The 25,445-nt window shown below is 65.7% G+C and carries 23 protein-coding genes and 1 tRNA gene; 5 read left to right on the top strand and 19 right to left on the bottom strand.

Features of this window, described 5'->3' with window-relative positions:
- Window positions 1–29: 29 nt before the first annotated feature.
- The 12 genes from AC51GT_RS10530 to AC51GT_RS10475 all read right to left on the bottom strand — a co-directional run bounded on the left by AC51GT_RS10530 (window position 30) and on the right by AC51GT_RS10475 (window position 11,329).
- Window positions 30–1,514 (bottom strand): aldehyde dehydrogenase family protein, encoded by a 1,485-nt coding sequence (locus AC51GT_RS10530; protein ID WP_496328714.1) that lies wholly within the window; start codon window positions 1,512–1,514, stop codon window positions 30–32.
- Window positions 1,511–2,425 carry an ABC transporter permease gene (locus tag AC51GT_RS10525; protein ID WP_496324440.1) on the bottom strand — a complete coding sequence of 305 codons (915 nt, stop codon included), beginning with the start codon at window positions 2,423–2,425 and terminating at the stop codon, window positions 1,511–1,513. Before AC51GT_RS10525 ends, AC51GT_RS10530 begins: the two co-directional genes overlap by 4 nt.
- Window positions 2,422–3,354 (bottom strand): ABC transporter permease, encoded by a 933-nt coding sequence (locus tag AC51GT_RS10520; RefSeq protein ID WP_496328713.1) that lies wholly within the window; start codon window positions 3,352–3,354, stop codon window positions 2,422–2,424. The genes AC51GT_RS10525 and AC51GT_RS10520 overlap by 4 nt, the downstream gene beginning before the upstream one ends.
- The gene (locus tag AC51GT_RS10515; RefSeq protein ID WP_496328712.1) at window positions 3,351–3,635 is read right to left on the bottom strand and encodes a hypothetical protein; all 285 of its coding nucleotides are present in this window, start codon (window positions 3,633–3,635) and stop codon (window positions 3,351–3,353) included. Before AC51GT_RS10515 ends, AC51GT_RS10520 begins: the two co-directional genes overlap by 4 nt.
- A 10-nt stretch (window positions 3,636–3,645) precedes the next feature.
- Window positions 3,646–4,740, bottom strand: a complete 1,095-nt coding sequence (locus tag AC51GT_RS10510) for an ABC transporter ATP-binding protein (RefSeq protein WP_496328711.1) — start codon at window positions 4,738–4,740, stop codon at window positions 3,646–3,648.
- Window positions 4,737–5,816 (bottom strand): ABC transporter ATP-binding protein, encoded by a 1,080-nt coding sequence (locus AC51GT_RS10505; protein WP_496324436.1) that lies wholly within the window; start codon window positions 5,814–5,816, stop codon window positions 4,737–4,739. The genes AC51GT_RS10510 and AC51GT_RS10505 overlap by 4 nt, the downstream gene beginning before the upstream one ends.
- Window positions 5,813–6,871, bottom strand: coding sequence for a class I SAM-dependent methyltransferase (locus AC51GT_RS10500; RefSeq protein WP_496324435.1), 1,059 nt, complete (start codon window positions 6,869–6,871; stop codon window positions 5,813–5,815). Before AC51GT_RS10500 ends, AC51GT_RS10505 begins: the two co-directional genes overlap by 4 nt.
- Before the next feature lie 38 nt (window positions 6,872–6,909).
- Window positions 6,910–8,469, bottom strand: coding sequence for an ABC transporter substrate-binding protein (locus AC51GT_RS10495; protein ID WP_496328710.1), 1,560 nt, complete (start codon window positions 8,467–8,469; stop codon window positions 6,910–6,912).
- A 94-nt stretch (window positions 8,470–8,563) separates the two neighbouring features.
- The gene (locus tag AC51GT_RS10490; RefSeq protein WP_496324433.1) at window positions 8,564–8,878 is read right to left on the bottom strand and encodes a hypothetical protein; all 315 of its coding nucleotides are present in this window, start codon (window positions 8,876–8,878) and stop codon (window positions 8,564–8,566) included.
- Complete coding sequence (locus AC51GT_RS10485) at window positions 8,875–9,945, bottom strand: class I SAM-dependent methyltransferase (RefSeq protein ID WP_496328709.1); 1,071 nt, start codon at window positions 9,943–9,945, stop codon at window positions 8,875–8,877. The genes AC51GT_RS10490 and AC51GT_RS10485 overlap by 4 nt, the downstream gene beginning before the upstream one ends.
- Window positions 9,946–10,301: 356 nt before the next feature.
- Window positions 10,302–10,970 carry an isochorismatase family protein gene (locus tag AC51GT_RS10480; protein ID WP_496324431.1) on the bottom strand — a complete coding sequence of 223 codons (669 nt, stop codon included), beginning with the start codon at window positions 10,968–10,970 and terminating at the stop codon, window positions 10,302–10,304.
- Complete coding sequence (locus AC51GT_RS10475; RefSeq protein WP_496324430.1) at window positions 10,970–11,329, bottom strand: Dabb family protein; 360 nt, start codon at window positions 11,327–11,329, stop codon at window positions 10,970–10,972. The genes AC51GT_RS10480 and AC51GT_RS10475 overlap by 1 nt, the downstream gene beginning before the upstream one ends.
- 148 nt (window positions 11,330–11,477) lie before the next feature.
- On the opposite strand from AC51GT_RS10475, the gene AC51GT_RS10470 reads away from it, so the two are divergent.
- Window positions 11,478–12,248 (top strand): IclR family transcriptional regulator, encoded by a 771-nt coding sequence (locus AC51GT_RS10470; RefSeq protein WP_496324429.1) that lies wholly within the window; start codon window positions 11,478–11,480, stop codon window positions 12,246–12,248.
- Window positions 12,249–12,564: 316 nt separating this feature from the next.
- The gene (locus AC51GT_RS10465; RefSeq protein WP_496328708.1) at window positions 12,565–13,053 is read left to right on the top strand and encodes an FBP domain-containing protein; all 489 of its coding nucleotides are present in this window, start codon (window positions 12,565–12,567) and stop codon (window positions 13,051–13,053) included.
- A 406-nt stretch (window positions 13,054–13,459) separates the two neighbouring features.
- On the opposite strand, the gene AC51GT_RS10460 is transcribed toward AC51GT_RS10465, so the two are convergent.
- Window positions 13,460–13,542, bottom strand: a tRNA-Leu gene (locus AC51GT_RS10460).
- A 146-nt stretch (window positions 13,543–13,688) separates the two neighbouring features.
- On the opposite strand from AC51GT_RS10460, the gene AC51GT_RS10455 reads away from it, so the two are divergent.
- Window positions 13,689–14,936 (top strand): hypothetical protein, encoded by a 1,248-nt coding sequence (locus tag AC51GT_RS10455; RefSeq protein WP_496328707.1) that lies wholly within the window; start codon window positions 13,689–13,691, stop codon window positions 14,934–14,936.
- Window positions 14,937–14,945: 9 nt separating this feature from the next.
- On the opposite strand, the gene AC51GT_RS10450 is transcribed toward AC51GT_RS10455, so the two are convergent.
- On the bottom strand, window positions 14,946–16,289 hold the full coding sequence (locus AC51GT_RS10450) for a ricin-type beta-trefoil lectin domain protein (protein ID WP_496328706.1): 1,344 nt from the start codon (window positions 16,287–16,289) through the stop codon (window positions 14,946–14,948).
- 195 nt (window positions 16,290–16,484) lie between these two features.
- Here AC51GT_RS10450 and AC51GT_RS10445 point away from each other — a divergent pair, with 195 nt between their 5' ends.
- Both AC51GT_RS10445 and AC51GT_RS10440 read left to right on the top strand, forming a co-directional pair.
- Window positions 16,485–17,480: a glycosyltransferase family 2 protein gene (locus AC51GT_RS10445; protein WP_496328705.1), complete on the top strand. Its 996-nt coding sequence runs from the start codon at window positions 16,485–16,487 to the stop codon at window positions 17,478–17,480.
- Window positions 17,477–18,391 carry a glycosyltransferase family 2 protein gene (locus tag AC51GT_RS10440; protein WP_496328704.1) on the top strand — a complete coding sequence of 305 codons (915 nt, stop codon included), beginning with the start codon at window positions 17,477–17,479 and terminating at the stop codon, window positions 18,389–18,391. The genes AC51GT_RS10445 and AC51GT_RS10440 overlap by 4 nt, the downstream gene beginning before the upstream one ends.
- Here AC51GT_RS10440 and AC51GT_RS10435 read toward each other — a convergent pair.
- The 5 genes from AC51GT_RS10435 to AC51GT_RS10415 are packed head-to-tail and all read right to left on the bottom strand — an operon-like array spanning window position 18,346 to window position 25,388.
- A complete protein-coding gene (locus AC51GT_RS10435) occupies window positions 18,346–19,677 on the bottom strand; it encodes a lipopolysaccharide biosynthesis protein (protein ID WP_496328703.1) in 1,332 nt (443 codons plus the stop codon). The genes AC51GT_RS10440 and AC51GT_RS10435 overlap by 46 nt on opposite strands.
- The gene (locus AC51GT_RS10430) at window positions 19,674–20,558 is read right to left on the bottom strand and encodes a beta-1,6-N-acetylglucosaminyltransferase (protein ID WP_496328702.1); all 885 of its coding nucleotides are present in this window, start codon (window positions 20,556–20,558) and stop codon (window positions 19,674–19,676) included. Before AC51GT_RS10430 ends, AC51GT_RS10435 begins: the two co-directional genes overlap by 4 nt.
- Entirely contained in the window at window positions 20,555–23,038 is a 2,484-nt protein-coding gene (locus AC51GT_RS10425) for an alpha/beta fold hydrolase (protein WP_496328701.1), read from the bottom strand. Before AC51GT_RS10425 ends, AC51GT_RS10430 begins: the two co-directional genes overlap by 4 nt.
- Window positions 23,035–24,207: an LLM class flavin-dependent oxidoreductase gene (locus tag AC51GT_RS10420; RefSeq protein WP_496328700.1), complete on the bottom strand. Its 1,173-nt coding sequence runs from the start codon at window positions 24,205–24,207 to the stop codon at window positions 23,035–23,037. Before AC51GT_RS10420 ends, AC51GT_RS10425 begins: the two co-directional genes overlap by 4 nt.
- Entirely contained in the window at window positions 24,204–25,388 is a 1,185-nt protein-coding gene (locus tag AC51GT_RS10415) for a 3-dehydroquinate synthase II family protein (RefSeq protein WP_496328699.1), read from the bottom strand. The genes AC51GT_RS10420 and AC51GT_RS10415 overlap by 4 nt, the downstream gene beginning before the upstream one ends.
- Window positions 25,389–25,445: the final 57 nt, after the last annotated feature.

Here is a 25,445-nt window from a genome sequence, read left to right as displayed (position 1 = left end):
CGAGCGGCACCGTCACCATGCGGGATGTTTCACCGCGCGACGTTCACCACCGTGCGCTGACTGTGCTCGTATACGCCGAAACCGCCGTAGTCGATACCGATTCCGGATTGGCCGGCAAACGGCATCGGGATCGCGGCGTCGAACGCGCCGTGTTGGTTCACCCAGGCCGAGCCGACGTCGAGCCGCGTGGCAACCGCCTCGGCGGCCTCCACATCGGCGCCCCACACCGAACCGCCGAGTCCGTACTCGCTCGCATTTGCCTGGGCCACAGCATCATCCACCGAGTCGAAGGCGATGATCGGGAGCACCGGGCCGAACTGTTCTTCGACCACGAGCCGATGCCCGGGTTTCAGACCCGACACCACGGTAGGTGCGATGAACAGGCCCCGGTCCGGAACCGATCCCTGATGTCCGTGAACCCGGCCGCCCGCTTCTCTTGCGGCGGCCTTCAGCCCCAGCACCCTTTCGTACTGGGGTCGATTCTGCATCGGCCCCATCTCGGTGGTGATGTCGAACGGATCGCCGAGTTGCACTGGCCGCAAACGATTGTCGAAGAGGTCGAGCATCTCGTCGATCCGGCTGCCGTGGACGTAGATCCGCTTGACGCCCGCACAGAAGGCACCGCAGTTGAGCAGACCCACCTGGGATGCCGTTTCGACGAACCGCCCGAGGTCGGCATCCGCCATGACGATCGCGGCATCGTTGCCGCCGAGCTCGAGCGTGACCCGCTTGAGCTGATCTGCAGCGGCCCTTGCGATCACCTTGCCGGTCGCCGTCGATCCGGTGAACGAGATCTTGGCCACGCCGCGGTGGGCGACCATGGCCGCCCCGACCTCGTGGCCCCCGTTGATCACGTTGAGGACGCCTGCCGGGAAGATCTCCCGGGCCAGCATTCCGAAACGTAGACCCGACAGCGGTGTGAACGGTGAACTCTTGAGCACCATCGTATTTCCGGCCATCAGGGCGTTCGCGACCTTCACCACCGCGAGCAAGACCGGGGAGTTCCACGGCGCGATCGCTCCGACGACTCCCAGGGGGCGTCCGGTCAGCCGGACCGATTTTCCGGGATGGACCATGTCCGTGTCCATCTGAGCGGTGTCGGCGATCGTGCGGACGAAGCGGGCGGCACTGAGCACCTCGCTGACGCAACGCCGCAGCGGGCGACCGGTCTCGGCGACGAGCAGGGTCGACAACGTCCGGACATCCTCTTCGAGCGCTCCGGCGAACAGATACAGTCCGGCCCGCCGCTGTGCCCACGAGATCGCCTGCCAGCCGGCGGCTGCGGCGCTTGCCGCCTCGACAGCGGTGTCGACCACATCCGGGTCGGCGAACGGCGCCAACGCGATGATCTCTTCGGTGGCCGGGAAAGGTACCGGCTGCCGGGTGCTCGCCGGCACACCGGTTCCGGCAACGGTCTGTTCGAGACCGAGTCCTTCGATCCATCCCCCGACGTCATCTGGTGTCTGGCCGTACAGCTCGTCGAGGTCAGGGGCTTGTGGCGCGCTCTGGCTCATGTCAATTCCGGGTTCTGCGGTTTGGCATGGGCGCCGGGGTTGAGGGCATCGCGGACCGCGTCGCCGATCATGTTGAAGGACAGGACGATCAGGAGCAATGCCACACCCGGGAACGCGATCGACCACCAGGCCAGACGCAACGCGGTCTGACCGTCACCCAACATCGACCCCAATGAGAACCCGGGCGCCTGCACGCCCAACCCGAGCAGACTCAATCCGCTCTCGGCCAACACGGTCACGCCCACGCTGACCGACCACAACACGATGACCGGTCCGATCACGCTGGGCACGATGTGACGCAGCATGATTCGCGAGGTCGACGCACCGAGCGTGCGGGCCGCGACCACGAAATCGAGGCGACGCACCTGGGACACCGAACGCACGATCGTGCGGGCGTAGATCGTCCACGACCACACCGACAGCACGACCACCAGGGTGACGATGCCGGGCCCGAGGACCGCGGTCAGGGCGATGCCCACTGCGATGAAGGGAATCGCGAACTGGATGTCGGCCAACCGCAGCAGGGCGGGACCGATGAATCGTTCGAAGTATCCGGCGAGTACGCCCAGGAGGAGTCCGAGCAACGCGCTGATGGTGGCCGTGACCACGCCGATGGTCAGGCTCAGCCGCAGCCCATAGAGCACGCGGCTGAACACATCTCGCCCGAGGGAGTCGGTGCCGAGAAGGTAGCCGCCCTCTCCCCCCATCCACATCGGCGGGGTGTCGGCGTCGGCAAGGATCTGCGCGGTCGGATCGTGCGGCGCGATCAGCGGTGCGAACACCGACAGGATCACCAGCACGGCCAGCAGGCCGAAGCCGATCTTTCCGGCCGGATTCGACCAGGCCTTGCCCATGATTTCGCGGACCCGGCCCTGTGACCGGCGCGGTGTGGTGGTCGTCGTCGCGCTCATGAGGACGCCTTCGCTCGGAGTCGGGGATCGAGGAGATGCACGATGGCATCCATTGCAATGTTCATCACGGTGATCAGGACCGCGATGACGAAGACACAGGCCTGCACCGTCGGAAAGTCTCGCGCCGAGACGCTACGCACCAGCAGTTGTCCGAGCCCGGCGTAGTTGAGCATCGGTTCCAGGATCAACAGCGATCCGATCAACAGCGAGAAGAGGATGCCGAGATACGCGACGATCGGCGGAATGGCCAGCGGGAATGCGTGTTTGACCAGAACAGTCCTCGGTGCGAGGCCCTTGGACTTCGCCATGGTCACCGGGCCCTGTGCGAGCGCATCGATGAGTTGTCCGCGGACCAACCGCGACAGGGTGGAGAAGCCCTGGATGGTCAGGACGATGATCGGCAGGACCAGACCGATCGTGCCACCGGCCCCGGTCGCCGGCAACCAGCCCAGGTTGATGGCAAAGACGAGTACGAGCAACAACGCGGTGATGAAGTAGGGAATGCCGTCCAGGACGAAGGCGACCGCCATCAGCAGCCGGCCCCGGGACTGGGCCTGGTGTAGCGCGGCGTATCCGCCGACCACCGCGGCCAGCAACACCGACAGCAGCAGCGCCGGGATGACCAGCGACAGACTGGGTCCCAGCCGAGACCACGCCTGCGAGCCGGAATCGAGCTTGGAGACGAACGAGGTGCCGAAGTCCATGGTGAAGGCGCCGCGCAGCGAATCGAGGTACTGCACCACGACCGGAGCGTCGAGACCGAGCCGGACTCGCGTCGCCTCGACCGTGGCCTCGCCGGCCTCGGGCGGTGACATCAGTTCGGCGGCATCGCCCGACATCCGGACGAGGATGAAGATGAACGTGGTCACGCCGACGATCACGGTCGCCAGCAGCAGTAGTTTGCGGATCAGATAGCTCGCGACTTTCATGGCCGGACCACTTCCAGGGATGCCCCGCTGGCCGCCGCCATCAGCCGCTCGGTGAGCAGGTTGCGTTGTTCGGCGAGCAGGCCGGCGAGTTCCGGGTCGGTCACCGGCTGATCGACGGCTGACAGGTCGATGCCTGCTCCGGCCAAGGTGTGCTCGATGACCGTCAACCGGTCGCGCAGAACCCACGTCTCGGACGCGAGTTCGAGCATCATGCGCATCAGGGCGTCGGTGTCACCGTTCGCGGTGAGGTACGGGGCATCCTCGCGGGCAAATCCGGGCATGGTGGAGGTCCTAACTGCTGGTCGCGGTGAGCGCTGACGAAGCCGGCGAGCCGGCCGCGAGGGAGGTGCGCATCGACGTGGGAAGTGGTGCCGCCGGAGCGGTGGCGTGGTCCGGTTTCTCGGCGAGGGTGAGTTCACCGGGGAAGTGGCAGGCGACCTGCCGTTCGGTGCGCACGTCATCGGCCGGGACCAGCGCGGGGCGCTCCACGGCGCAGATGTCGCGTGCGATCGGGCACCGCGGATGGAAGGGGCAGCCGGACGGCGGATTGCTGGGCGAGGGCAGATCGCCTTCGGGCACGATGCGCAGGTCGGGGGCGAGTTGCATCGAGGCCAGTGATGCCGCATACGGGTGCAGCGGATCATCGAATACCTCGGCTGCGGTGCCGGTTTCGACGATGCGACCGAGATACATCACGGCGATCCGGTGGCTGAGGTGCCGGACCAGCGCGAGGTCGTGACTGATGAACAGGTATCCGAGCTCGCGTTCGGCCTGGATGTCCTGCAACAGATTGACGACCTGCGCCTGCACCGAGACGTCCAGCGATGCGGTCGGCTCGTCGGCGACGATCAGCGCCGGATCGAGCATCAGCGCGCGCGCGATCCCGACCCGCTGGCGTTGTCCCCCGGAGAGCTCGTGCGGGTAGCGCGAACCCATCTCGCCGCCGAGCCCGACCAGGTCGAGTGTCTCGACCACGCGGCGTCGACGTTCGTCGCGGTCCCCGACGCGATGGACGATCAGCGGTTCGGCCAGCGCGTCCTCGATCCGCAGAAACGGATTGAGCGAGGTCGACGGGTTCTGAAAGACCATGGCGCTGCGTTGCCGCAGTGCCCGGGTCAGTGTCCGCCCTTTGAGCCGGGTGACGTCGGTGCCCTCGAACAGGATCTTCCCGTCGGTCGGCTTGTACAACCGCAGGGCGGCCCGACCGACAGTCGTTTTACCACTGCCGGATTCGCCGACGAGCCCGACGGTCTCGCCCCGCCGCACCTGCAGCGAGACGCCGTCGACCGCGCGGACGGTGGTACCGCCGGGGCCCGGGAAATGTTGCACGAGATCTTGGATGTCCAGCACCGGGCCGACACCGGGGTCTGTCTTCGATTCGCTCACGATGTCAGGCTCTTTCCGGAGAGGGCCGCCGCGGTGTCCTCCTGGACCCCGGACGACATTTCGTGCTGCACCCGCAGGCAGGCGGTGGCGTGCTCGGGTGCGGACAGCAATGGGAGCAGGCGCGGACGGGTTTTGATGCAGTCGTCGATCGCGAAGTCACAACGCTGCGCGAACGCACACCCGGGCGGCAGGTTGTCCAGCGCCGGCGGACGGCCCTCGATCGTTCGTAACCGCCTGCCCCGGTTGTGTTCCGGGGCCGTCTGCAGCAATGCCCACGTGTACGGGTGCTGCGGTTTGGTCATCAATTCCTCGACCGGCCCCTGCTCGACGACCGCCCCGGCATACATCACGACCAGCCGATCCGCGATACCCGCGATGACGTCGAGGTCATGGCTCGCGATCACGATCGTCAGCCCGGTCTCACGATTGAGGGTGCGGAGCAGTTCGAGGATCTGTGCCTGTGTGGTGACGTCGAGAGCAGTGGTCGGCTCGTCACAGAAGAGCAGGGTCGGTTTGGCGACCAAGGCCATCGCAATCACCACCCGCTGCAACTGGCCACCCGACATCTGGTGCGGATACGTCTTCATCCGCGCCTCGGGGTCGGCGATACCGACCCTTGTCAGGGTGTCGACCGCGAGTTCCCTGGCCGCCGACTTCGACAGTCCCGGTTCACCCGAGCGCGCCGATTCGATGAGCTGGGAACCGATCGTGTGCATGGGATGCAGGGAGCTCCACGGATCCTGGAGTACGACGCGGGCGTGGCGGGCCCGGAAATCTCGCAGCTCTCGCTTCGACATCGCGACCACGTCGACGCCGCCGGCCTCGATGTGGCCACCGATCCGGGCACCCCAGGGCAGCAGTCGCAACGCCGACAACATTGCCGTCGACTTGCCCGACCCGGACTCGCCGGCCAGCGCGACCACCTGGCCGGCCGGAACCTCCAGGTCGACTCCGTGCAGGATCTGCAGATCTGCACTGCCGCTGCGTGGCAGTGCGACGGTGAGCTCGCGCATCGACAGTGCGATGTCGGCGCCGGTCTGCTGCTTCGAAACATCCACGGTGGGCGCGGGATTCACGACAGTTGCTCCTGTGCGGGCTTGGTGGCGGTGATGACCCAGGGATAGGCGTCGGCGCCCAATGCCTGCTGTTGGACATCGACGAATCCGGCGGCGCGGGCCGCCGCTTCGAGGTCGAGGGTGGCGGCGGTACGCCACCATGGTTCATTTCCGTGCTCGGCATCCCAGTCGTCGAGCCAGGCCTGGTACGGAGATCGGTGTGCGTAGGGTGCCACGTCCGAGAAGTGCACGTGCCCACCGGGTTCGAGCAGACGGAACGCTTCAACGAACGTGTTCCGCGTCGCGTGTGGTGGCATTTCGTGGTGCAGGATGAATGCCGTCACCAGGTCTGCACATCCGTCCGGGAGCCCCGTGGACTCGACGTTGGCGTGGACGGCCGTGATCGCCGTGCCGGCGTCCTCGGCCCGCCGCAGCGCGTAGCGAACCTGCGTCCGCGACAGGTCGACAGCCGTGATCGCGGCCTCTGGATACTCCTGCGCCAGCTGCAGCGTGTATTGGCCGGTGCCACAACCCATATCCACGATGCGTCGGTAGTCGTCCCGGGGCGCCGCGGCGGCCACCTGACGACGTTGGGCGAACAGGTCACCTGGATAGATCTTCTTGAGCAAGAAGTGATAGATCATCTCGTGGTGCACAAAGCCCATGTCCGGGTGCCCATCCCAGCCACCCGCCGTGGCGTGGAACTCGTAGTCCCAGTACCGCGGCGGGTTCGCGCCGGTGTCGACCACGGTGCCGGCCGGAGCCGCCAGAGGTGCCAGGACCTCCCGGCGACGTTCGAATGCCGCGACCGCCCGGGGAGTCGCCGCCTGGCGACTCCACCGGAGGACGGCCCCGACGATCCGATGATCGGCGTTGTCGGCCAGAACACCATCCACCCGTTCCCGCAGATCCTCGATGCCCACGAACGGCGCCTCGAGTGCCCCGGAGTCCTGGACCGTCGCCCGGATCCGGTTGCGCAATGGCGCAAGTCCGACGCGCAACGCCTGCAGGAACTCCAGTTCGGCGCGACCGCGCTGATCGATCAACTCGCCTGCGGGAAGGGTGGTGGTGTTCATGTTCACCTTCGTTCTCGGGTCAACTTCGGCTGGTCGGGTCAGCTATCGGACGAGGTCGACACGGTGTCGAACTGCAACATGATGCCGGTGCCGAAGTCGACGCCGGAGGTTCCGGCGACAACGGCTCCGACCGACGGACGACCGTAGGTGTAGAGCACATAGTTCTTGTCGAGCAGGTACTGGCTGGCGGCAATCAGCTTCTGTTCCCGCGCATCCCGGTCCATCTCGGTCTTGGTGGCCTGGTACAGCTCGGTCCACTTCGGGTCGGTCACCAACGGACGCTCGCCCTGCGAGATGAACGAGAACGGGCGATCTGCGTCGAAGACGCCGGTGTACGAGGTGCCCCGGAAGAAGATGTCGGCATTGGTGCCCGAACGGAACTGCTGCAACCACACGGCGGTCTCGTTTGCCTCGATCGTCGGCTTGAAGCCGGCCTCGGCCAGCTGTCCGCCGACCGCCTCGAGCAGGGGCCGGTAGAGAGACATCCCGGAAATGGTGATCGGGGTTCCCTCGGCGCCGGCCTGCTTCAGCAGGGTGCGGGCCTCGTCGGGGTTGTATTCCGGACGGGAGATGGTGTCGGTGTGGCCGAAGACGCCCTCGATCGGCAACTGGCCGTCCTCGAGTGTGCCTGCCCCATAGGTCAGCGCGTCGATGAGAGCGGGTGCATCGATCGCCAGATTGGCTGCCCGACGGACTTTTTCGTTGTCGAAGGGCGCCTTGTTGGTGTTGAACTGGAACATGTTCTGGCTACCGCTGAACGATGCGGTGACCTCGTAGCGGTCATCACCCTTGAGCGTCTGCAGCGATGCGCCCGGAAGTTCGTGCGCCACCGTCAGCTGTCCGGATTCGAAAGCCGAGGCCAGCGCGCTGGAATCAGAGAAGTACCGCAGTTCGACGGTGTCGGTCGCCGGCGCCTCACCCCAGAACTCGTCGAAAGCCTCGAAGGTGACCGAGTTCTCGATGTCGAACTCGGTGATCTCGTACGGTCCGCTGCCGATCGGGTTGGCGGCGAACCCGTCCGCGCCACCGGCCGCCTCCCAGGCGGCCTCCGGCACGATGAAGACCTGCGCAACGATGTTGAGCAGCAGCGGTTCCGGGGTCTTGGTGACGATCCGAACAGTCGAATCATCCAGCGCCGTGACGCTTTCGATGTTCGCGAGGTTGGATGCCGTCACGAACTTCTCGGCGATGATCTCATTGAACGAGAACGCCACATCGCGTGCCGTCAGTGTCGTGCCATCATGGAATTTGACGCCATCACGGATGGTGAAGTCGGTGGTGAGGGGATCGACGTTGGTCCACTCGCTCGCGATACGGGGCTGGGCCTCTTCGTCATCGGCGAGCCAGCGCACCAGCGAATCGAATGCGTTGTACTGGTAGGTCTGGTACGACGAGTTCAAGCCGGTCAGCGGGTTGATCGAGGTCGAGGTACCGATCACGATGCTGTCGCTACTCGTACCGGCCGACTCGTCGGGGGCACAGGCGCTGACCAGTCCGGTCGCGACGATGACGCCGATGCCCGCGGTGCCGAGCCGGCGCAGGCGATGGCGGGTGCTCGCGCCCCGCGAGATCCCGAAATATGAAGAATGCAGCGACATGTGGCTACTCCTGGTGGGTGTGATGGGTGATGAGGATGGCGACGGTCCGCCCTACCTGGGCGGATCCGAACGAGTGGAAGAACCGTGAAAACGGTCAGTGATCGCGCAGGGCGGCAGCGGTGCGCTCTTCGGAGGGCAGCACCGCACCGAGTACCCGGCGAGCAAGAGAACGTCGCTGCGCCAACAGGTCCGAGGCCAGCTGTTCGTCGGGCTGATAGGCATCGACCTCACCTGCCGACAGCACCCCGTGTTCGGTCAGGAGCCGCTCGAGAACCACGTTGCGGTCCCGCAGGGCCCAGACCTCAGAGGTCAGTTCCAACAGCATCCGGGCCAGGTCGTCGGTCTTGGTGTCGCCGAGATAGTCGGGACGGACCGCCTGCTCGCCGGCCGGGGTGTCAACGGTGCTCATTTGGCGGTTCCGTTCGTGGTCAGGGGCTTTCGTGCCCGGGTGATCCAGGGATAGATCCCGCCACCGACGCCATAGGCTTCGATGTCGACGAATCCGGCGTCGGCGAGCACGGCCGGGAGGTCCATCGCCATCACCTCACGCCAGTAAGGTTCGCCTCTGTTCTCGGTCTCCCAGTCGAGCACCACGGCCCGGAACGCCGAATGGTGTTCGTATGGCGCGATCTCACTGATGACCAGGTCGCCACCGGGCTCGAGAACGCGGAAGGCCTCGGCGACGATCTGGCGGTTCACCTCTTCAGGGACCTCATGCATGAGGGTGTAGCTGGTGACCAGATCGGCGCAGCCATCCGGCAGCCCGGTGTTCTCGGCGGCAGCCTGTACCCAGTCGATCCCGGCATCGACCACCGACGCCTGCGCATAGGCGAACCGCAAGGCGGTCTCGGACAATTCGATGGCCGTGATCGCAGCGGACGGGTAGGCGTTGCGCAGCTTGAAGGTGTATCGCCCACCGCTGGCACCCAATTCGACGATGTGGCGATACGTCTCGCGCGGGGCCTCGGCGGCGACCATGGTGCGCTGGTCGTTCAAGTTCTCGCCGGTACGTACCGCCCCGACCCCGCCGGGGCTGAGCACGTACGCAAAGGCGAGCTCGGAGATCGCGGGTCCCATCAGATCGTGTCCGTCCCACCCGCCGGGCGTGAGGTGGAAGCCGTGCGCCCAGTAGGCCGGCGGCACCAGATCGGCGTCGAGCGTCAGGGATCCGCTCGGAGTCGTCACGTCGAGGAACTGCTCGGTCTGCGGCCGGATCGTCTCGATGGCCGGGAGTGCGCGCACGTAGATCTCTTCGGCGACCCACCGGGTCAGCAACCTGTCGAAGGCCCATGCAGACGAATTCTCAAGTGCCGCATACACAGATTCGCGCTGATCGTCGAGCCCCGTCGGCGGATTCGGAACGGCCCGCTCATATTCTTCGGCCGCCCGCTTCTGCAGGGTCCCGCCTGCGAACTCCTGGACAGCGCCGAGGAACTGGAGGCTCGCTCGTGCCTGTTGGCTCAACTCGACGTTCATAGGTTCCTATCGCAATGCGGAAACGGTTCCGCCACATAGTGGATACCGAGGAGATTATGTGGCTGGATTAACAACGTCAATACCCTGAACGTCGCTAATCATCCACTATGCGGGAATGACTGACCGTATGTTTCGTACGTGTGAACAAGCTGCGGCGCAGAAGGACTCGGGCCGAACCGAAGTGGTGCCCCGGGCGCCTGTGACCAGCGCTTTCAGTGGCGTTCCGGTCCGCGAAACGCTCGGATGCGGGCGCGAACGATCTGCATCATGCCTTCTGTAACCTTTACGTAAATCAAGTCTTCGGCGCCAGAATTCGCTGCCTATTCCCACTATCTGGAAACCACCGACTGGCGACGTCAGGCCAAATCGTCCAGATAGTGGGAAATCTCAGCGAGCGATCGGACCTCCCCGCACTTGGTGGCGATGTCCCGCAAGTTGGAGAGGTGGGCATCCGGATTCGGGTCGCCGACCGCCTCACGGACGACGACGGGCACGAACCCGTACTGCATGGCATCGATGGTGCTCGCCCGCACGCAACCGCTCGTCGACAGTCCCGCGATCAGCAAGGTGTCGATTCCACGGACGTGTAGAGCCGCAGCCAGGTCCGTTCCGAAGAACGCACTGGGATAGTGCTTGGTGACCACCACGTCACCATCGCGCGGCTCGAGGCCGGAGATGAAGTCGCCCAGCGGGTTACCTTCCACAAAACACCGCAGCGACGGCACCTTCTGGTAGAAGCGACCGCCCAGAGCCCCCGTCTCGTCGGCATAGTGGACCCGGGTGAACACGACGGGGATGCCGGCATCGGCCGCACGGGCGCGCAACGCGATCATCGCCTCCACCGCGGTGCCCACCCCGGCGAACAGTGGTGATGTCGGCTCGGTATAGGCCTTGGCCGGGTCGATGATGATCAGGGCCGGCCGATTTCCCAACGGCAGGCTGCCCCCGAAACCCGAGGTGGATCTGCCCAATTCGCCGTCGGCGCCGGCGTTACCTCCGAGGTGCTGCTGCGCAGGCGTGTTCATCAGGAGGTGACCATGGCCGCTTCGTCGTACTGGACAAAGGCTTTGGATTCCAGGACCGGAGCGATGAAGTCCTTGATCACCGCAACGTGTGCGGGATGGACCCGATAGGCCTGCCACGCGGCCGCGTCGACAAAGCTCATCCGAAACGTCAAGTGCGCGTTGCCCTCAGAGAGTCCGGCATCTCGCGCGACCTGGGCGGCGGCGACTTCGGGAATCGAGTTCGGGAGGTCGAGCAGTCCGCCGACGATGTCGTCGATCTGCGCGGCGGTGACATCACTACGTAGTGTGAGGGTGCCCTGGTGCACGAACATGCCGGTCCCACTTTCTTCTGCGCCGAAGCTCGGCGGACTGATTACCAAATTGCGACTCTAGCGTCACCATATTGTAGAAATGTTAAATTGCTGTCTTTAGCCCACTCCGCGTCATGGACGTCTGCATAATGTGGGAACTGAGAACCGACGTGGGGAAGTCATACCGAGCCCCGATCCTTGAGGAGAATGCCGCCAGATGGTCAACGGTTCGTCAGAACATCGCGTCTCAGGTGCCGGTAGCAGTCGAAAGCTACTCAACACGTTGTTGTGCTTCACCGAGCAGCGCCCGACCTGGACGGTCGCAGAGCTGTCCAGCCAACTCGACCTCTCCGCCACGTCCACCTATCGTTATGTCGCGTTGTTGCGCGAGGTCGGACTACTCGAGGGAGCGCCCGACAGCGCGTACCGCGTCACAGACAGGGTCATCGGCCTGGCCGCGGCATGCGAGGCCGCCCGGCCTCCGCTGATGGACATCGCCCTCCCGTACATCACCCGCATCCGCGACGAGATCGATGAGACCGTCCTGATCGCGCGCCGCAGCGGCGACGCCGTCTACTGTGTCGATCGCGTCGAATCCCGTCGGCCCGTTCGACTTCAGTTCGACCGCGGACAGGCGATGTCGTTGCATCGTGGATCGATGGCCCGAGTGTTACTGGCGGCCATGACGCCTCGCGAACGCGACGAACACCTCGCCAAGGTCTTGCCCACCCTGGATCCGGCGGCGGTCAGCCTCCTCGGCCACGAGTCGCTCGACGCAGTCCGCGCCGAGGGATGGACCGAGAGCTACGAAGAGGTCGACGACGGGATCTGGGGTACCGCGGCAGCCATCACCTCACACGGCAAGGTCGTCGCATCGATCGGCACGGCGGCCCCGATCTTCCGCACCGATGCCCAACGCCGGACGAGGATCATCACGCTGATCCGCGAAGCCGGCCAGGAGATATCCGCGGTGCTCACCGGTACCTGATCGGGCGAACTCGCAACGAAACCGACTGCACACGCAGCGCCATTCTGCTGTTCAAGCACCCACCACGACAGATCAATTGAGATGCAGCGGCCGTTGCTGCGCTGTACGGTGGCTTGGTGATCCATCGAGACGAGGCAGGTGCCGGCGCTGCGTGCGCCGCTGCAAGATGACTGTGCCCCGCAGCTGACCATCACGGTCGGCTGCGCAGTCATGCCCTCACCCCGGGCCTTCCGGGATTCGACCCACCGCGTCGCAGGCGCGGCTCTCCAATGGCAGGTACCACGCATAGCCATGTGCCTGCCGGAATGGATTCACGGTGCAAACCCTCACCCGTCAGCAGATCATCGACTCGTTTCGAGGCGCGACGCGCAGCGAACTCAAGCGCGTCACCTTCCCGATTGACTTTGACGACACCAACTTCGATGCACTCGACTTCTACGGATGGCGGGATTCGAAGATCCCGCATCGGGGCTACATCTGTGTGCCCCACAACGGTGAACTCGTCACACTGCTGTTGACGCGGGCTGCTGCCGTGTCGAAGCGCCGCGCGATGTGTGTCTGGTGCCGTGATGTCAACCTGTCGAGTGCAGCGGTATTGTTCTCCGCTCGCCGGGCCGGGCCTGCGGGCCGCCGCGGCGACACGATCGGTGTTCTTGTTTGCGAGGACTTCAGCTGTCCACGTAACGCCCGCCGGCTCCCGCCGGCTTTCCACAAAGACACTGATCTCGATGCGCTGCGAGCCGAATCAGTAGCGGGACTACGTCATCGCGTCGAGACATTTGTTGCCAACGTGCTCACCGGCTGAAAACCTCGGGCACTTCGGCGAACTGGTGCCGTCGGCGCATGTGATGTGCGTCGACGGGTGCCGGCTGGGTCATGACCTGCTCAGCGCCGCTGACCGGCCAAGGCCGCGGACGACGCATTTGCCAGAGACGAGCCCACCAGGGCGATACTGGCCATTCCGTCCAGCGACGCCGTACGGTCGCGTAACCGGTGCTCGCAGCGCCTCTGACCCCGAACCGCAATTGACCCGGAACACACAATCACGCGCCGCTGATGGCACGTCATTCCGCTGGTCGACTGCCAGGACTGCGAAGAGCGTCCAGGGAAGCCGATCCCCCCACGTTGTGGCGTCGTCCACATACAAGAAAGGTCAGGCTGCATTTCTGCAACCTGACCTTGGTCCCGCATGTGAGCTGAACTGCTCTTTGTGGGCGAAGGGGGACTTGAACCCCCACGTCCCGAAGGACACTGGCACCTGAAGCCAGCGCGTCTGCCATTCCGCCACTCGCCCGTGGCTGCCCCTCTCGGATCTCTCCGAAAAGGACTATGAGACGTTAACACGATTGCCCACCCGGACAGAAATCCGCTGTTCAGTTCGCCTGATTTGCTGGTCCGGGCCCACCCTCCCGGGCGTTCTATGGGTACCCTTAGCGAACCATGGAACAGGTATCGACCGCGCGCGCATCGGCACTGGATCTGATGCATTGCAGCAGTCGATCCACGATAGCCATCGGCCCCATCGCAGGCCTGGACCCACAAGTTGTGCTCGACCGGTACACCCGGCTTGCCCGCGTCGGGCCGGCTGCCCGGGTCGGCCTCTGGGCGACCTCGGACAACCGCTGGAAGTGCTCGACAGAGGTCGCGGACCGGGTTGTCGTCCTCCCGCCCTCGGACGATCCCCAGGCCCTGCTGACCTCCTTCCGCGAGCCCGGCATCACGCGCACCCGCGTCGGAGTCGCCGGCCAGTACCTGCTGATCGACTACAACCACGGCGTCGGCGACATCGCCCTGTTGTCCCGGTTCATCGAGGTCATCCTCGCCGGCGTCGACCCGCAGGCTCCCGATCTGTGGCGCCGCACGGCACTGCCACCGCTCCTCACCGCGACCGCGCGCACCTACGCCAACCCGCTCCGTCTGTTCCGGATGGCTGCCTGGTACCGTCGCAACCGCGACCTGGCGCCACCTCTCACCTCACATCAGGGCGATACCGCCCACGTCCTGCCGCAGTCCGGCGAGGTCATCCCGGCCACTGCGATCGCCCGTATCCCGGCCGGGAGCGTGCAGGGGCTCCGAGCGTGGCGGGACGAGCATCAGCCGGGCGTCTCCGTGGTGGCGTTGATCGTGTTCGCGTTGCGCGCGGCATTCGAGAAGGCCGGTATCGAACCCACCGATCGGGTGACGCTTCCCTTTGATGCGCGGGTCTATCTGCCGAAGAACACGCACACCCTCGCCAACTTCGCGGCCGGCCTCGATTTCGACTGCGGCCCCGGGGTCACTCCGCAATCGCTACAGGCCGCGATCACCGAAGCGTTCACCATCGGCCGGCCGGTCGCCAACCTCGTGGTGTCGAGCCTCAAGGTCAGGGCGGGTCGCCGGGCCGGACGAACCCGCCCGATTCCTTCGTCAGCAGATGCCGCCGAACATCGTGTGTCCCTGCTCTATTCGAGCCTGAACACTGTTCCGCGAACCGCCGCGATCCCCTGGGACGACACCGCCCCGGCCCAGTTCCTCGTCGCCAGCGACCCCGCGGCGGCCACGTCGATCACCGTGACCTCGGCGATGGCGGACGGCGACATGACGTTCACGGCAACCTTCTACGACACCGTGTACGAACCGCAATCGGTGGCAGCGGCGCTGAATCTCGCCGTCGGCGACACCATTGCGCTGCTCCGCAATCACACCTAGGCGGACCGGCTACGGCGCGTACGCCCACACGGAGACCCAGTCGACCAGCAGATTGCCCGATGCCGGACCGGTCCCCTTCGTCTCGGTCTGCAGTTGCCACCGCATCGGCGTGTCCGCCACGTTCCGCGGACTGTCGAGTACCACCGCGCCATCGAGCAGGAACCGGATCCGTCCGGGACTCCACTCGATCGTGTAGGTGTGCCAGTCGGTGAACCGTGCCGGCAGGTTGGTCGCTGCCTCCTGGCAGGCCGGGCAGGCCGCGGCCCCGGCGTAGTGGTGGTAGCCCTTGGGAGTCCCGCTCAATTCCCCCTCCGGGAAATCGAATTCGCCATCCCGGGGCCACACTTCCGATTGTGGCCACAACAACCAGGCGACGTAATACTGGCTCAGATTCGGGCTGTCGACCTTCATTCTTGCCGAATAGCGTCCGTACAACTGATTCTGGCTGTCACCGACCAGAACCGGTGACGGATTGGCTCCGGCGGGAACCCCGTCGACATTGTGGAGATTGAAATTCAGTGCCCCATTCTTCACGCTGAGCACCGCGTCCGACCGGTAGGGCCGCGCGTTGTAGGAATCGCGATAACACTTCGGATATGCCCGCCACCGCTGTCCTTGGGCGCCGGTGTAGACGATCTTGTTCGCGTCGCATTCGCTGCCCCACGACCCCACCGCGGCATTCTTCGTGAAGTCGTCCCAGAAGATGTTGCGCCAGCCCGGCAGGTTCGTCTTCGGCACCGCCTGGCCTGACGGCGAGGTGACCGGGGGCGTGGTCGGCGGGGGCGTGGTCGGCGGCGGGGTCGGCACCGGCGGGTTGGTTGTCGTCGGCGGCGTCGAGGGCGCCCCCACCAGATCCCACTGCTGCGCCTGGGCCCCGGAGCAGGAGGCCACGCGCACCGGGTTGTTGTCGACGTTCCGGTTTCCCGTGTTCTCCAGGCACAACGTCCCGACCCGGATGGTCGACCCGTCGCGGGTCCAGCGCTGGGCTGCGCTGCCCGTACACGTCGCGATGGTCGCCGTCCGCCCCGATGCGATGGTCCCGCCCTGCGGTTGCAGGCACTTGCCCTGCGTGCGCACGGTTCCGTCATCTTCCTGTGTCCAGGTCTGGTTCGCAGCCCCGTGACACGACCAGAGGACCACGGGATTGTTGTTGGCGGTCGCCGAGTTCGCGTTGTCGAGGCACCGGCCACCGACCGCCTTGACGTAGCCGACGGCCGCGGCCGAAACCGGTGAGGTCACCAGACCCGGAACAACCGCGGCCAGGGTGAAAACAATTGTTGCGAGAACAATCGTCCTGGTGCGAAGTCCATAACTGCGGAAGCCGGGCACAATTCCTCGATTTCTAATCGACATCGATTTCTGTTGAACCAACACAACATTTGGAACGTCTGTGCCGAAGTTTATCCCGCTGCATTCGATTTCGTCCCGTTGTTCGATGGAAACCGGTGCCCGTGAATTGGTGGTGACGGGGGTGGAATTGGTGCGGGATGCTCCGATGTCGTATTGTTAGGGTCACCTCACATCCGCTGGTCACAGGAGTTCCTCTCGGTGCGCACCACCCCCGCCACGGTCAGTGTGGTCATCCCGATCTACAACAGTCGCGCTTACCTCGCAGCCTGCCTCGACTCCTTGCTCGCGCAGACCCGCAAGGCTGATCAGATTGTGCTGGTGGATGATTGCGGTCAGGACGACTCGATCGCCTTCGCCTGCGATCACCTCACCGCACGCGGCGCCCCGCACATCGTGGTCGCGCACACGGAGAACCGTGGGCTCGGTTACGCCCGGAACTCCGGTCTGGAAGCGGCCACCGGCGACCTGATCTGGTTTCTCGACAGCGACGACCGAGCCGACCCCGACTTCATCGAGCTGCTCGTCACCGCGCTCGTGAACCACGACGCCGATTTCGCCTGCACCCGGACGCGGCGGGTGGACGAGGACAACAACGACCTCGGGGTGGACGAACCCCTCTACGGCACCCCACGGATGTCCGGTCGGGATTTCGCGCACCTTTTGATCAAGGGTGGCGCAAAAGCCTACGCCTGCAACAAGATTTTTCGGCGGGAGATACTCGGCAGTCGGCCCTGGGAAGAGGGTCAGAGTTACGAGGACTTCGCACCGCTGGTACGCCTCGGGTTGCGCGCCGACCGGGTGGCCCTCATCGACGAGCCGCTCTATTGGTACCTCTACCGACCGGGGTCGATCTCAACGCACTTCAGTACGCACACCTTTGACCTGTTCAAGGTGGGCGATGACGTGCTGACGGAAGTGGCCGCCCACGACCTCGACACGGCCTGGCAACCCGACCTCCGGGGCTTCCGGTACCGCGAGATCCTCACCTCGGTCGCTCATGTCGCGATGCGCGCCGACCAGTCCATGACGCCGCGACCGGCCCTGTACGACACTGCGATCGCCCGCGTGCGGACATCGATCCGACTGTCCGAGGTGCCGGCGTTGTTGCGCACCGGATTCCTCCGCGAAGCCGTCTTTGCCGTCCTCGTCAAGACCGCGCCCGGGCTCTACTCCGCGATCCTGAGGTACCGGTGACAAACCCACGAATCCCGCTCGTGACGGTCCTGGTCCCCGCCTACAACGTCGGCGAGCACGTCGGCGAGGCACTCGAAACGATCCTGCGCCAAGACTTCTCCGACTTCGAATTGTTGGTCGTGGACGATGGATCCACGGACGACACCGCACAGCGGCTGGCCGCTGTCGACGATCCGCGCCTGCGGGTGATCCACCAGGAGAACACCGGGCTGGTCGGCGCACTCAACACCGGTCTGGACCATGCCCGCGGCACCTACGTCGCGCGCATGGACGCCGACGACCTGATGCCACCGGGACGTCTGCGCGCCCAGGTGACCGCCATGAACGACGATCCCGGGCTGGTCGCGTGCGGCACCGACTACGAGATGTTCGGTGCGATGACCGGTCGCGTTCGAATGCCGGCCGGCGACAAGGCATGCCGGCAGCGACTACTGATCGCCACCTGCCACTGCGGCGCATCCCTGATGATCCGTCGGGACGTCCTCGAACGGAACCGGATCCGCTTTCGGCCCGAATATGCTCATGCCGAGGATTACCGGATGATCGTCGAACTCTCGGCCCACGGCCGTCTGCGCAATCTTCCGATCATGGGGTACCGCTACCGGATTCACCCCTCGCAGGTCAGTTCGATGCATTCGGAGCAGCAACGGCGCAATCACCTGCGGATCGCCCGCGAACATGCCGCCGCACAAAACCGGCGGCCGCTGCCCGATGATGTTCTGGCAGCTCTGCTCTGGTCACCGCGGCCGTCCGGTCCGCGCCCCATCGCCGCGGTCAAGGCGTTCACCCGGGCGGTCCGGCCCGCCGTCGCCACTGCAGCGCGGGCGCCGGGTCTGGAAACCTTCCGGTTCGTCGGCCGGAAGGTCTACGAGTCGACGGTGTCAGCCGCCCTGAGCCCGGCCAACGCCTGATCGGGCACCGCGGCAACGGTGACATCCGGTTCTGACGACCGCGTCTTGAACTCGATCGCCAACCGGCGCAAGGGGCGAAGGAGAATCAGCAGGGCCACAGTGTTGGCGGTCAAGACCGCCACGCCGATACCGGTCAAGCCCATCTGCGGTACCAGGATCGAGGCTCCGACAATGGTGATCAGCACGATGAGGCACTGAACCGCGAACATCAGCCGTAGTCGCCGCACGATCTGCGCCAGCAGGAAGTAGACGACGACCACCGAGCCGACCACCGTGTCGACGGCCATCACCAGGACCAGCTGCCAGGCCGCCGAGACGTAATCCGCGCCGACCACTGCCAGGACGATCGGTCCGCACACCGCCAGACCGACAGCAGAAACCGACGTGACGACCACCATCATCCGGATCAGCCTGCGCAGCAGTGCAGGCCGGTCGGAATCGGAGCGTGAGGCCTCGACGATGAACGACGATCCGACCGCACCCCGCAGCAGCCCCAACGCCGAGCACATCGTCCAGGCCAGGTTGAAATACGCGTTGTCGGCGGCGCCCATCGTGTTGACGACGATCAACGGCAACGTCAGTGGGGTCAGGATCAGCACCACCGACATGGCGAAGAAGACACCCTGAAACGCCCACAGCTCCCTGACCGGCGGCAGTTCGGGCGTGATGTCCCGGCGGGTGATGATGGTGCGGCGCAGTGCGTAGCCGATCGCTGCGATGGTCACGGCCACCGCCAGCACACCCCACGACCCGACCAGGATGATGGCACCGCCGGACCCGGCAACCACCAGTACCGCAACGATCTTCAGGACCGACAGCGCGATGTTCTTGGCCGCCACACCCCACGCCATCCGGAGTCCGGTGAGGATCGGATCCGACAGGGCGTACACCGCAAGCGCGGTCACCAGAAGCGGAAAGGCCACCTGTTCGGTGGTGGAGTGGAACAGCCGGTCGACCGACGGCCCGAAGAACGCAAACCCCGCTCCCAGTACAAGTCCGGCCACCGACACCACACCGATCCCGGCGATGATGAGGCGAGCCGACAGGCGCCCGGCCACCGGCAGGAAACGCTGGTAGGCCCCACCCAGGGACAGACATGACAAGGCGGCCAGCATGATCGCGGAGTTGATGACCGCCGCGGCCCGGCCCACGTCTTCGGTGGGGAAGAAACGTTCGGCGGCCGCCCAATAGACCAATCCGAGAACACCGGTGACCACCGACGAGAGCATCAGTGCCAACGCGTTGGACTCGAGGGCCGAACCGCCCTTGCGCCTGTGTTTGCTCATCGCCCGGACAGGTCCCGCCCGAACGCCGCAACCAGTTCCGCCGAATCGGGACCGATCTTGCGGGCGAAGAACGCCGGGGACTCCCGGAGATCCATCTGATCCCCGATCGACAGCACCCGGGGGCTCGACGCCGTCGGATCCGACCAGTCGATGTAGTGCATGCCGTGGAGCCGCGGGTCGGTGTCGGGACCCGCGTCCGCGAAGTTCTGTGTGATCGCCTGCGCATACGGCGAATTCGCGATGATGGACTGTACGACGATCTCGTCCGGCCCGAAGCTGTGCCGGTGGAAGCGGAGCCAGCCGGGATGGCGGTCGATGAACTCGCACACGTGCCGCGCGGCGCCCTCGGTCAGCGCCCACCATTGCGAACCCTGATACAGGTCGATCGTCTCGTCGACGGCCCGGGGAAGTCGTCCGGACAACACCCGGCCGATGAGTCCGGTGTCCCGCCGGAAGTGGCGACGCCGCACTCGCCAATTCGGTCGTCGATCAGGGCCGGTCAGCGCACGGTCGATCCTCAGGAACTCGGCGGCACTCGACCAGCCGGCGAGAATCTCGTCCAGGGGTGCGATCCGCAGGTCGGCACCGGAGAGCAGTGCATAGCGGCCGTAGTGCCGCTCCGAGGCGAGTGCCACGCGCAGCGTCGCCAGGCTCGCATCGACCAGACTGAGATCACCCCACGACACCGGACCACGGTCGTCCTCGCCGAGATAGGTCAGCTGAGGTCCGGGTGGTGCGAGGACCTCGAAGGGCGCCCGCGAGACCCGCGCATCGATGTGGACGTAGACATCGATGTCGGGATGCTCGAGTGATCGGAGCAGTGTGGCCAGTCGTTGCGGCTGTTGGTGTTCCAGGATCAGAACAGCGGCCCGGGTGGTCACGGATGCACCTCGTCCAGCACGCCCTGAACGATCTCTGCGGTCCAGCTGACATGGGGTGGCTGCAGAATCCCGTTGTGGTCGCCCTCGACGCGGGTGATCGACCGCAGCGAGGGTGCCACCGCCGGCCACCAGTCGGGATCGTCGGGGTTGTCCTGCGCCATGACCAGGTGAAGTGGCCCCTCCCACGGCCGAAGGCGATGCATGAGCGCCACCCGTCGGCCCAAGTCATGGAACAGATCCCATTGGGTCTGGGTCGGATAGCGCCACAGACCGGCGGTGACCAGCATGGCCCGGGTCCGCCAGAGCTTCTTCTTGTCCACCGGGGCCACGGTGGCAGCCGGGCCGGTGGGATGATCATCGGCAGTCCACAGCGTCGGCCCACCCGCCGACAGCGGTCCGGTCAGGATGGTGTCGAGACAGACGACAGCCGAGACGGTTTCACCCTGCTCTTCGAGCAGACGCGCGGTCTCCATCGCGATCAATCCGCCCAGCGAGTGTCCGACAAAGGCGTAGGGGCCGGTCTTCTGGACCTTCCGGATCTCCCGGAGACTGCGGCGGGCGGCCCGAGAGATCGTCCAGTCGGGGAATCCACGTCGTTCCAGACCGTGCGCCTGCAGGCCGTGGACGGGCCGATCCGCACCCAGCGCGCGAGCCAGCGGGGCCATCGACATCGCCGGGGATCCGGCGCCGGAGAACATGAAAACCTGTTGCCGGCCGCCACCGTTCTGCAACGGCACCATCACCCCCGGACGACGCGAGAATCGTTGCCGACCGGTGTTGTCGATGTGAGCGGCCAAAGCCCGAATCGTCGGTTGCAGCATCAGATCTGTGGTCGACAGGCCGGCGCCGAAGGTGACGGTCACCTGCGCCAACATCTGCTGCACCTGCAGCGAATCCCCACCGAGGGCGATGAAGTCGTCGTCCCGCCCCACTGCTTCCAACCCGAGGATCTCGGTCCACAGGGCAGCAAGCGCGGTTTCGGTTGCGCTCTGCGGCATTTCGTACGACGGCCGGGTCACCGATCCGGCCAGCGCGCTGCGGTCGACCTTGCCGCGCTCGTTGCGGGGCAGCGCCGGCAGGACCACCACCTGGGTGGGCACCATCCAATCGGGCAACGTCGTGCGCAGCTCGTTTCGGATGGTCGTGGCATCCGGGCCGTTCGGGCCGACAGCGACAAACGCGACCAGCATCGTGGTTCCGCCGGGCCGGACGCCCATCGTCACCGCATCGTCGATCCCGGGAAGGTCAAGCAGTGCGGAGGTGACCTCGGCGGGTTCCACCAGGTAGCCACGGATCTTCAGCGCATCATCGCGGCGACCGACCAGATGGAGTTCGCCGTCCGGACCGAACCGGCCCAGATCCCCCATCCGGAACAACGGGATACCGGCGTCGGTCACACCAAAAGCCTTGTGATCGCCCAATACGACCCCGGCGGCGTCGCAGTGGTAACCGGAGGCGATGTACACCGACTCGACAACGATCGAACCGATCTCGCCGGCCGGGACCGGTCGACCCGCCTCGTCGAGGAGGTGCACGGTCTTACGGTCGGACACCCGGCCGGCGGGCAGGTTTCCCAAAGGGATCTCGTCGGCGGCGGAGATCATGTTGAAAGCCAGGTTTCCGGTCTCCGAGGAACCCGACAGATTGCAGTAGCTCGCGGACGGCCCGAGTTTGCGTCGCAGCTCCCGGATCTGGCTGCCGTGCACGGCCTCTCCACATGTGGTGACCAGTCGCAGATCCATCAGCTCACCGCCCACACAAGCCTCCACTGCGGCGCGGAGCAGAGAGGGTGTGGCGTGCAAGGAGGTGGGCCGGGTGGCCGCGAGCCACGCCGGCAACGCGTCGATACCGGACACACGTGGATCGGTCACGTGGAGCTCGGCACCACACAGCAGCGCGGTGACCAGCATGTCGAGGCCACCGCCGAAACTCATCGGCAGGATTGCCGCCATCCGGTCCCCGGCCCGCAGACCGAGAACCTCGGCCAGCTCGGAGGCCTGGTTGAGCCAGAGCCGGTGACTGTGCCGGACACCCTTCGGTTCCCCGGTCGAGCCAGAGGTGAAGAGCAGTACCGCACAGTCCTCCTCACCCAGACTCGGCAGTTCATGCGTCGGTGCCGAGACAAGTTCGCTCACGTCTCGGGCGGACAGGCGCGTCGCGCCGGTCCGCGCCACGATCTGCGCGCGACGCTCCTCGGGCAGTTGTTGATCGAGCAGGATCAACGGGCGTCCGGACCGGAAGACGGCCATGACCGAGGCGATCGCACCTGCCGTGCATTCCATCTCCAGGGCCACCGGCGTGCGGTCACCGCCGGTGGCCGCGGCCAACGCCGCACCCCGGTCCGCAACCTGCGCCTGCAGGTCGCGGTAGGTCAGCGATGTACCGCCACACACCACCGCGATCGAATTTCCGTGGCGCGCCGCGATCTCCTCGAAGCGGTCCGGCACACCGGTGCCGCGCAGATCTGCTTCGCGGGTCATCTCGGGCTGCCGGTCCGCGACCTACCCGAGAGCGCCGGCGGGAACTCGAAACCCAACTGCGGGAACAGGAGTTCGGCGGTGATCGCCGCCTCACCCACCAGCGGCCATCCGGACAGCAACCAGTAGTCGATGCCGGCGATCCGGGCCATCTCCTGCATCCGGGCCGCCACATTCTCGGCGCTCCCGACCAGGTAGGTGCCGGTCCCCTTGCCCGCGATGTCAAAAGGGGGTTCGGCGCCGGTCCAGGTGGTCAGCCCGGCTGCCATGTTCGGCGCGAACTCGAGTTCGTCGCGGCTGGGCAACCGGCCGGCGCGAAGCGCGTCGATTCTGCTCTGCACCTGCGGATCCGGTGAGGTGAGCTCAGCCAGCGGCGGGAAACCGAAGCTCTGGAGGTTTCGGTCGGCGGTTGCCAGCACCGCCTGCGGTGACGTGTTGGCCAGCTGCCACTCGAAGTGGTCCCAGGCCTCCTTCTCGGTCTCGCGCACGATGACACTGGTCAGTACACCGAACTGCAGTTCCTTGCCTGCGGCACCAGCCGCCTGCCGGACCCGGCCGAACAGCTCCGCGGTGGTCTCGATCGGACCGAGGAACGACAGATAGACGTCCAGCACGGCGGCAGCGTGGTCGATGCCGGCCGCCGAGGCACCGGTCCCCCACACCGGCACGCCCGTGCGCTGGCGATCACCCGCGATCGGCGGTTTGAAGCGCGGGCCATATTTCAGGAACGGGCCGTCGTGGCCCTCGGTGTCGTCGAGATAGAGCGACTTGACCTGTCGCCAATACTCTTTGGAGAGTTCGTAACGCTCGTCTTTCGATTCGAAGCGTCCGTACCGCGCAAGGACCGGGTCGGCTCCGTTGACCTGATTGAAGATCAGCCGGCCACCGGAATAGCTGTCGAAGACCTGCGCCTGCTCGGCGAGCAGGGCAGGCGGTTTGATGCCCGGGTACTCCGGCACCACGAACCGCAAATGCTTGGTGTCGCCGATCAACGCGATCGGCTCACGCGCCGTGGTCAGCGCGCCGAAGTAGCCGAGATCGTCGAGATTCTGCGCCTGGGCGCGCAGCTCATCGAAAGACGCCGGCCGGCCGTGCCTCGGATCCCAGGGCACTTCGCCGTCAACTGCCCCGATGTACCACAGGATGTTCGGGGCGGATGGCCCCTCGGTCACCGCTCGTCGCAGAATTCTGTGATCGGCAGGCCGACGTGACGGGCCTCGGTCGGCACGTAGCCGAGCAGCTTGTCACCGGGCTTGAGCTCGGTCACGTTGTTGACGCTGCCACCGGGCCCGAGGAGTCGCACATGCCAATCATCCTGTGCGATCAGGTTCATGGTGGCACCGTTCGGTGCGATCGCGGTGATGGAGATCAGCGGTCGCTTCTCGATCTTGACCCTCCCGATCCGGACCTCACGGACCGAACCGTCCGACCGTACGGCCAGGATCGGGAACCCGGCCTGCAGCTCGCTGACGTACCGGGTGCGGTTGTCGGGTCCGAGAACGTACGAGTGGACCGCGCCGGCGTTCCAGCGGAACGGGCGGGTGGGCATGTACGGCAGCGGGTGGGTCTCGCTGCAGGACAGGAAGAGTCCGGTGGAGAAGGATCCGATCAGGCAGCCTTCGTCCTTCTCCAGCAGCGATGTGGTGTCGATGCAGGCACGATCGCCCATGCCGATGTGCTCCACGCGCTCGACAACGATCTCCGAGAGCTGCATGCTCTCGGACTGCGGACGAACGATGGCGGCCAGCTTCAGCACGTCGTCGGCGCTACGGGGCGCGAGGAGCAGACCGTCCGAGCCGTGTTCGAGAACCAGTTTGACGATCTCGGCGTCTTCGATGTCGCTGACCGTGGTGACGATGTGGTTACCCGAGTTCTCGGCCGCGGCGATCACGATCTCCAGCGGGATCTTGGTCGGATCGGTGAATGTCAGTGCGGTCCAGGGCACCTCGCGGACGACCTCGCACGCGGTCTGCAGCGAAGGCGCGTCCGACACCGTGACATGAATGCCGAGCTCGAGCTTCGCGGTCTCCGGCACCGACGCCAGCACATCGCGGTCGGTGGCGATCAGCAGGTCGACCGAGCTGAGGTCGTCGTCGTCCGAAAAGGCCTGCGACGTGGCGAGAATACGACGCATCGTCGGGGGCAGCGCCTCGAGGACATCGATCCGATCGCTGACGATGCCATCGACACCCTGGTGGATGGCGGCCTGCACAATGGCGGCGCTCAAACCGGGAGCGACATCGCGGACGTCGACCCAGGCGAAGTGTCCGGCCCGGCTTTCCGGGGTGCGCCGTCCGTCGGTGCCCGCCCCGGCAGCCGGGATGATGTGGTCGGTGACGATTGTGTTTTCCATGGTCTTCCTCAACTCGTTCTCAAGCATTTGTCACAGGCCGGGTATCGCCCGGCAGCA

This window comes from Williamsia sp. z34 (assembly GCF_059553395.1).
The sequence above is the reverse complement of the archived record's forward strand: the minus strand, read 5'-3'. Positions and strand labels throughout refer to the sequence as shown.

Coding starts and splice junctions, on each gene's coding strand:
- AC51GT_RS10485 (WP_496328709.1), bottom strand. CDS start 9,945: ATGAACGTCGAGTTGAGCCAACAGGCACGAGCGAGCCTCCAGTTCCTC.
- AC51GT_RS10415 (WP_496328699.1), bottom strand. CDS start 25,388: ATGGAAAACACAATCGTCACCGACCACATCATCCCGGCTGCCGGGGCG.
- AC51GT_RS10425 (WP_496328701.1), bottom strand. CDS start 23,038: ATGACCCGCGAAGCAGATCTGCGCGGCACCGGTGTGCCGGACCGCTTC.
- AC51GT_RS10520 (WP_496328713.1), bottom strand. CDS start 3,354: ATGAAAGTCGCGAGCTATCTGATCCGCAAACTACTGCTGCTGGCGACC.
- AC51GT_RS10525 (WP_496324440.1), bottom strand. CDS start 2,425: ATGAGCGCGACGACGACCACCACACCGCGCCGGTCACAGGGCCGGGTC.
- AC51GT_RS10435 (WP_496328703.1), bottom strand. CDS start 19,677: ATGAGCAAACACAGGCGCAAGGGCGGTTCGGCCCTCGAGTCCAACGCG.
- AC51GT_RS10500 (WP_496324435.1), bottom strand. CDS start 6,871: ATGAACACCACCACCCTTCCCGCAGGCGAGTTGATCGATCAGCGCGGT.
- AC51GT_RS10470 (WP_496324429.1), top strand. CDS start 11,478: ATGGTCAACGGTTCGTCAGAACATCGCGTCTCAGGTGCCGGTAGCAGT.
- AC51GT_RS10530 (WP_496328714.1), bottom strand. CDS start 1,514: ATGAGCCAGAGCGCGCCACAAGCCCCTGACCTCGACGAGCTGTACGGC.
- AC51GT_RS10455 (WP_496328707.1), top strand. CDS start 13,689: ATGGAACAGGTATCGACCGCGCGCGCATCGGCACTGGATCTGATGCAT.
- AC51GT_RS10450 (WP_496328706.1), bottom strand. CDS start 16,289: ATGTCGATTAGAAATCGAGGAATTGTGCCCGGCTTCCGCAGTTATGGA.
- AC51GT_RS10515 (WP_496328712.1), bottom strand. CDS start 3,635: ATGCCCGGATTTGCCCGCGAGGATGCCCCGTACCTCACCGCGAACGGT.
- AC51GT_RS10495 (WP_496328710.1), bottom strand. CDS start 8,469: ATGTCGCTGCATTCTTCATATTTCGGGATCTCGCGGGGCGCGAGCACC.
- AC51GT_RS10480 (WP_496324431.1), bottom strand. CDS start 10,970: ATGAACACGCCTGCGCAGCAGCACCTCGGAGGTAACGCCGGCGCCGAC.
- AC51GT_RS10490 (WP_496324433.1), bottom strand. CDS start 8,878: ATGAGCACCGTTGACACCCCGGCCGGCGAGCAGGCGGTCCGTCCCGAC.